This window comes from Methylobacterium sp. J-077 (assembly GCF_022829365.1).
Classification (GTDB): domain Bacteria; phylum Pseudomonadota; class Alphaproteobacteria; order Rhizobiales; family Beijerinckiaceae; genus Methylobacterium.
This window is the reverse complement of the sequence record NZ_JAKSYJ010000137.1, coordinates 63,572-70,372: the sequence shown is the minus strand read 5'-3', so window position 1 is coordinate 70,372 and position 6,801 is coordinate 63,572. Positions and strand designations below refer to the sequence as shown.

The following is a 6,801-nucleotide window of genomic DNA, read 5'->3' as shown; positions in this document are numbered from 1 at the left end:
CAGGCGAGGCCCTCCGGGATCGAGGCATCCTCCATGAAGCCGTAGCGCAGGATCACCCGGTAGAAGTCCGGCGCCAGGATCGTGACATGGGCGCGTTGCTCCACCGGGATCGTGGGGGTCTCCTCGTAGAGGGCGGTGATGATCAGGATCCGCTCCATCAGGGCGCGGTTGCGCTCGACGAAGCGCGACAGGTGGAGCGGGATGCCGTGCTCGGCCGCCGACAGGAACGCCGCGGTGCCGGGCAGGCGCATCAGCTCGCGGTGCTGGAGCCCGGCCAGGAAGGCGTCCTCCGGCAGCCGCAGGGCGACCCGCGCCTCCTCGACCAGCTCGTTGCCCTTCTTCCAGGTGAGCATCATCAGCGCGACGAGGCCGGCCAGCACCAGGGGAAACCAGCCGCCCTCCAGGACCTTCACGCTGTTGGCCGCGAAGAACACGGTATCGATGGCGAGGAAGACGCCGTTGACCGCGAAGACCAGGATCGGGTTGTAGCCCCAGCGCAGGGCGATCAGCGCGGCGAGCAGGGTGGTGATGCCCATCAGCATCGAGACCGCGATGCCATAGGCGCCGGCCAGCGCGTCGGAGGAGCCGAACAGCACCACCGCCACCAGGGTCGCGACGGCCAGCAGCCAGTTCACCATCGGCACGTAGATCTGGCCGCGCTCCTCCTTGGCCGTCTGGACGATCCGCATGGCGGGCAGGAAGCCGAGCTGGACCGATTGCTGGGTCAGGGAAAACACGCCGGAGATGATCGCCTGCGAGGCGATGATCGTCGCCAGCGTCGCGAGCGCGATCAGCGGGTAGTGGCCCCAATCCGGGCACAGGCGGAAGAACGGGTTCTCGACCGCGTCCGGCGACGCGAGCAGGAGGGCGCCCTGCCCGAAGTAGTTGAGCACCAGCGCCGGCAGGACCAGGGCGAACCAGGCGATCCGGATCGGCATCGCGCCGAAATGGCCGAGATCGGCATACATCGCCTCGCCGCCGGTCACCGCCAGAAAGGCCGCGCCGAGCATGGCGAAGCTCACGTGCCAGCCGGCATGCAGCATGAAGTCGACGGCGCGCAGCGGGTTCAGCGCCGCGAGGATCTCCGGCTTGCCGAGGATGCCGGCGATCCCGAGGGCGGCCAGGACCAGGAACCAGACCAGCATCACCGGGCCGAACACCCGGCCGATCACCGCCACGCCCTTGTGCTGGACCGCGAACAACGCGACCAAGATCGCGATCGTGATCGGCACGACGAAATGCCCGAGCGACGGCGCGTCGACCTTCAGGCCCTCGATGGCCGAGAGCACCGAGATCGCCGGGGTGATCGCCCCGTCGCCGTAGAGCAGGGCGGCGCCGATCAGCCCGACCACCAGCAGCGCCGCCTTCCAGGTGCCGTGCCGGGCCTGGCGTGCCCCGAGCAGGGCGAGCATGGCGACGATGCCGCCCTCGCCCTTGTTGTCGGCCCGCAGGATCAGCACCGCGTATTTCAGCGAGACGATCAGGATCAGCGACCACAGGATCAGCGACACCGCGCCGGTGGCCGCTTCGGGCACGGACGCACCGCCCGCGGTCGCCGCCTTCACGGCCTCCTTGAAGGCGTAGAGCGGGCTGGTGCCGATATCGCCGTAGACGACGCCGAGCGCGCCGAAGATCAGCGCCGGCTTGAGCTGGCCCTTCCGGGATGCAGCGTCGTCACCGGCACCGGCCCGGGAGTCCGGAGCCGCCGTGGGGGCAAGGGACTGACTCAACGCACGGCTCCCGCGGGATTCAATTTATTTCCCTAGCGGAACAGGTAGAGCGTGCGCCGTCGAAGTGGAAGCAGAGGCGGCCGGATCCGCTTGCGACCGAAGGGCTTGCCATCGGCCCTCACGTCATTGCGAGCGGAGCGAAGCAACCCAGGGATCCGCTACACTCGGAAACCGCGCGCCACACTGGGTTGCTTCGCTGCGCTCGCAATGACGGTGTGGGTATTGGGCGAATCGATCAGACCGGCGCCGTGTGCGACCCGCCCCGCTCACACCAGATCGGCCAGCGCCTCCGGGCAGGCGTCGCCGCGCCGCAGGCCGAAGACCGGGACGCCGGCATGGCGGGCGATCGCCGCGGCCACGGTCGACAGCGGCGCCGGCGCCCCCTCGCTCTCGCTGACCGCCACGGCGAGGAGCGGCACGCCGTGCAGGCGCAGGGTCTCGCGGGCGGTGAGCGCGTGGCTGATCGCCCCGAGATAGCTGCCGGAGACGAGGAGCGCCGGCACGGCGAGTTCCCGCAGCCAGTCGAGCCCGGTGGCGGTCTCGGTGACCGGGCTCATGAGCCCGCCGACGCTCTCGATGATCAGGGTTCCCTCGGTGCAGGCGATCTGCGCCCGGCACCAGGCGACGAGGTCGGCGAGCGCCACGGACCGGCCCTCCAGCACGGCCGCCTGATCGGGGGCGAGCGGGGCCGCGAAAAGCCAGGGCGAGCAGGCCTCGACATGCTCGTCCGCGACGGCGAGGCCCTGCGCGTCGAGCAGCCGGGCGGTGTCGCTCTCCGCGAAGGCCGGGTCGCTCAGCGGCGGCACGCCGCTCGCCAGCGGCTTCAGCGTCCGCACCGGCCGTCCCTGCCCCCGCAGGCGCCGGGTCAGTGCCGCGGTGACGTAGGTCTTGCCGATCTCGGTGCCGGCGCCGGCGACGAAGACCGTGCGGGCGGCCATGGGACGGGCCGCCTCAGGCCTGGAAGGTGCCGTGGCAGTGCTTGTACTTCTTGCCCGAGCCGCAGGGGCACGGCTCGTTGCGCCCGACCCGGCCCCAGGTGGCGGAATCGTTCGGGTCACGCTCCAGCACGGCGCCGTCGACCGACAGGCCCTGCGCAGCGTAGCCGTAGGCCGGACCGCCGCCCCCGTCGCTGCCCGACCCTTGCCCGGCATAGTCCATCTCGTTCTCGCCGGTCACCGGGTCGAGATGCTGGGCGAACATCTGCGGAAGTTCCGGCGGGCTCCCCGGGAAGGCCGGCTGATCGGGCTGCTGGTGCACGATCTCGACGCGGGAGAGCTGCGCCGTCACCTGCTCGCGCAGGGACGTCACCAGGCTGTTGAACAGGTCGAACGCCTCGGACTTGTACTCGTTGAGCGGGTCGCGCTGCGCGAAGCCGCGCCAGCCGATCACCTGCCGCAGGTGGTCGAGGGTCACGAGGTGCTCGCGCCACAGGTGGTCCAGGGTCTGGAGCAGGACCTGCTTCTCGATATAGGCGGTGATCTCGGTGCCGTTCTTCTCGGCCCGCGCGGCGTAGGCGGTCTCGGCGGCCTTGAGCAGGCGCTCGCGCATCTCCTCGTCGGCGATGCCCTCTTCCTTGGCCCAGTCCTCCACCGGCTCGTCGAGGTTGAGCACCTCCCGGACCTGCTCGCGCAGGGCCGCGACGTCCCACTGCTCGGCATAGGCGTTCTGCGGGATGAACCGGGCGACGAGGTCGTCGATCACGCCCTCGCGCATCTCGTCCACGGTCTCGCGCACGCTCTCCTGGGCCATGAAGTCCCGGCGCTGCTCGAACACGACCTTGCGCTGGTCGTTCATGACGTTGTCGTACTTGAGCACGTTCTTGCGCATGTCGAAGTTGCGCGCCTCGACCTTCTGCTGCGCCTTCTCGATCGCCTTGTTGATCCAGGGGTGGATGATCGCCTCGCCCTGCTCCAGGCCGAGCTTCTGCAGCATCCCGTCCATGCGGTCGGAGCCGAAGATCCGCATCAGGTCGTCCTGAAGCGACAGGTAGAATTTCGAGCGGCCGGGATCGCCCTGGCGGCCGGAGCGGCCGCGGAGCTGGTTGTCGATGCGCCGGGATTCATGGCGCTCGGTGCCGATGATGTAGAGGCCGCCCGGCAAGGCCTTCTTGCGGCCGGCTTCCGGATCGGCCGGCTCGCCCGAGGCCAGCACCTTGGCGCGGTTGTCGGCGATCTCCGCCTTGATCGCCTCGATGGCGGCGTCGCGCTCCGGGCCGTCGGCGAGATGGCCCAGCTCCTTCTCGATGCGCATCTCGAGATTGCCGCCGAGTTTGATGTCGGTGCCGCGGCCGGCCATGTTGGTGGCGATGGTGATCGCGCCCGGTACCCCGGCCTCGGCGACGATGTAGGCCTCCTGCTCGTGGAAGCGGGCGTTCAGCACGGCGAAGCGCTTGGTGACCCGGCCCTCGCGGGCGGCCTTGTAGACGTCGGTGAGCGCGTTCGGGTCGGAATAGTCGAGCAGGGTGTAGTCGGCTTTCTTCAGCATCTCGGCCAGGTGCTCGGACTTCTCGATCGAGCCGGTGCCGACCAGGATCGGCTGGTGGCGGGTATGCGCCTTGTCGATCTCGGCGATGATGCCGTCGTACTTCTCGCCGACCGTGCGGTAGACCTCGTCGTCCTCGTCGACGCGCTCGACCTCCTTGTTGGTCGGGATGTCGACCACGTCGAGCTTGTAGATCTCGGCGAACTCGTCGGCCTCGGTGGAGGCCGTGCCGGTCATACCCGCCAGCTTATTGTAAAGGCGGAAATAATTCTGGAAGGTGATCGAGGCCAGCGTCTGGTTCTCGGGCTGGATCGTCACCCGCTCCTTGGCCTCCAGCGCTTGGTGCAGCCCTTCCGAGTAGCGCCGTCCCTGCATCATGCGGCCGGTGAACTCGTCGATGATCACCACCTCGTCGTTCTTGACGATGTAGTCCTTGTCCCGGGTGAACAGGGTGTGGGCGCGCAGAGCCTGGTTCACGTGGTGGACCAGGCTGACGTTGTGGGCGTCGTAGAGGTCGCCGTCCTTGAGCAGGCCGACCTCGCGCAGGGTCACCTCGACGAACTCGTTGCCGGCTTCCGTGAGCGAGACCGTGCGCTGCTTCTCGTCGAGGTCGTAATGCTCGCGCACCAGCCGGGGCAGGATCGCGTCGACCGACACGTACAGCTCGGAGCGGTCATCCACCGGCCCCGAGATGATCAGCGGCGTGCGTGCCTCGTCGATCAGGATCGAGTCGACCTCGTCCACGATCGCGAAGTTGTGTCCCCGCTGGGCGAGCTGCGACAGCTCGTACTTCATGTTGTCGCGCAGGTAGTCGAACCCGTACTCGTTGTTGGTGCCGTAGGTGATGTCGCAGGCATAGGCCGCCTTGCGCTGCTCGTCGTCGAGCCCGTGCACGATGGTGCCGACGGTGAGGCCCAGGAACCGGTAGAGCTGGCCCATCCACTCCGCGTCGCGGGAGGCGAGGTAGTCGTTCACCGTGACCACGTGGACGCCCTTGCCCTCCAGGGCGTTCAGGTAGACCGGCAGGGTCGCCACCAGGGTCTTGCCCTCGCCGGTCTTCATCTCGGCGATGCCGCCCTCGTGCAGGACCATGCCGCCGATCAGCTGCACGTCGAAATGGCGCTGCCCGAAGACGCGCTTGGCCGCCTCGCGCACCGTGGCGAAGGCCGGCACCAGGATGTCGTCGAGGCTCTTGCCGCCGGCGAGTTCCGCCTTCAGCATGTCGGTCCGCGCCCGGAGCGCGTCGTCCGACAGGGCCTGGATCTCCGGTTCCAGCGCATTGATCTGCGCCACGCGCGGGCGATAGCCCTTGACGCGCCGGTCGTTGGAGGAACCGAAAATCTTCTTGGCGATGGAGCCGAGCATCGTTGACCTGCGGACGCGCGAGCCCGTCCACGGGTGAGCGTGGCGGGCCGGCCTTGGCGGAGTTGGCCGGGCTTATAGAGGTAAACATCCGCCGACGCACCTGAAAGAGGCGGCCCCCGACGCGACCGGTTCCTGAAGCCCGAAACGGCAGCGCTTGCCTTCTCGGGCGCCGCGCGCCACCTGTGCCGCGGCCTGCCGCCCGCCTTCGACAGGGGCGGCGACGAGACGTCAGCCGAGGACTACGCCAGCATGCCGAACACCGCTCTCCTCCGGCGCGCGAGCGCGCTCGCCCTGATGCTCGCGATGCCGGGATTCGCGCTGGCCCAGGCGCCTCAGGCGGCCCCATCGACGCCCGCGGCGAACACGGCGGCCCCCACACCGAGCCCCGACACCGTGGTGGCCAGCGTCAACGGCAAGCCGATCACGCAGGGCGACCTCGCCATCGCGGCGGACGACCCGGCCCTGTCGCTCCCGGGTGTGGACGACGCGCAGAAGAAGTCGCTGCTGGTGGATTACATGGTCGACCTGCGGGTCGGCGCGCAGGCCGCCGAGGCCGCCAAGATCGGCGACACGCCGGAGTTCAAGCGCAAGCTCGCCTATTTCCGCGACAAGCTCCTGCTCGACGACTACCTGGAGCAGGAGGCCAAGCGCGCGGTGACGCCCGAGGCCGAGCACGCGATCTACGACCAGACCGTCAAGCTGATGAAGCCCGAGGAGGAGGTGCACGCGCGCCACATCCTCGTGGACAACGAGGGCGACGCCAAGAAGATCGCCGCGCGGATCAAGGGCGGCGAGGATTTCGCCAAGGTCGCCGCCGAGACCTCGAAGGACCCGGGCTCCAAGGCCGAGGGCGGCGATCTCGGCTGGTTCACCAAGGAGCGGATGGTCCCGGACTTCGCCAACGCCGCCTTCGCGATGAAGCCTGGCCAGGTCTCCGACCCGGTCAAGAGCCAGTTCGGCTGGCACGTGATCAAGGTCGAGGAGAAGCGCACCAAGCCGCAGCCGACCTTCGACGAATTGAAGGACCAGATCGACCAGCACATCGTCCGCAAGGCGCAGCAGGACCTGATCCTGAAGCTGCGCGCCGAGGCCAAGATCGACCGCACCGACGCGGCGCCCGCTGCGGCTCAGCCGGCGCCGGAGACGAAGAAGCCGTGATCGGATAGGGACAAAAGGTGTTCCCCCTCGGCCGGTTAGGAGAAGGGGCCGGATAAGTCACCGTGTC

4 protein-coding genes are annotated in these 6,801 nt (G+C 68.8%); 1 reads left to right on the top strand and 3 read right to left on the bottom strand.

Going from position 1 to position 6,801, the window contains the following annotated elements; translation table 11 throughout:
- The 3 genes from MKL11_RS16690 to secA all read right to left on the bottom strand — a co-directional run.
- A partial coding sequence (locus tag MKL11_RS16690; RefSeq protein WP_243945220.1) for a potassium transporter Kup occupies positions 1-1,730 on the bottom strand: 1,730 nt, incomplete at its 3' end.
- Positions 1,731-1,996: 266 nt separating this feature from the next.
- The gene (gene bioD, locus MKL11_RS16685; RefSeq protein WP_243945219.1) at positions 1,997-2,668 is read right to left on the bottom strand and encodes a dethiobiotin synthase; all 672 of its coding nucleotides are present in this window, start codon (positions 2,666-2,668) and stop codon (positions 1,997-1,999) included.
- A 13-nt stretch (positions 2,669-2,681) separates the two neighbouring features.
- On the bottom strand, positions 2,682-5,576 hold the full coding sequence (gene secA / locus MKL11_RS16680) for a preprotein translocase subunit SecA (protein WP_243945218.1): 2,895 nt from the start codon (positions 5,574-5,576) through the stop codon (positions 2,682-2,684).
- A gap of 249 nt (positions 5,577-5,825) precedes the next feature.
- Here secA and MKL11_RS16675 point away from each other — a divergent pair, with 249 nt between their 5' ends.
- Positions 5,826-6,734 (top strand): peptidylprolyl isomerase, encoded by a 909-nt coding sequence (locus MKL11_RS16675; RefSeq protein WP_243945217.1) that lies wholly within the window; start codon positions 5,826-5,828, stop codon positions 6,732-6,734.
- The last annotated feature ends 67 nt before the right edge of the window (positions 6,735-6,801 follow it).

Coding starts and splice junctions, on each gene's coding strand:
- MKL11_RS16675 (WP_243945217.1), top strand. CDS start 5,826: ATGCCGAACACCGCTCTCCTCCGGCGCGCGAGCGCGCTCGCCCTGATG.
- bioD (WP_243945219.1), bottom strand. CDS start 2,668: ATGGCCGCCCGCACGGTCTTCGTCGCCGGCGCCGGCACCGAGATCGGC.
- secA (WP_243945218.1), bottom strand. CDS start 5,576: ATGCTCGGCTCCATCGCCAAGAAGATTTTCGGTTCCTCCAACGACCGG.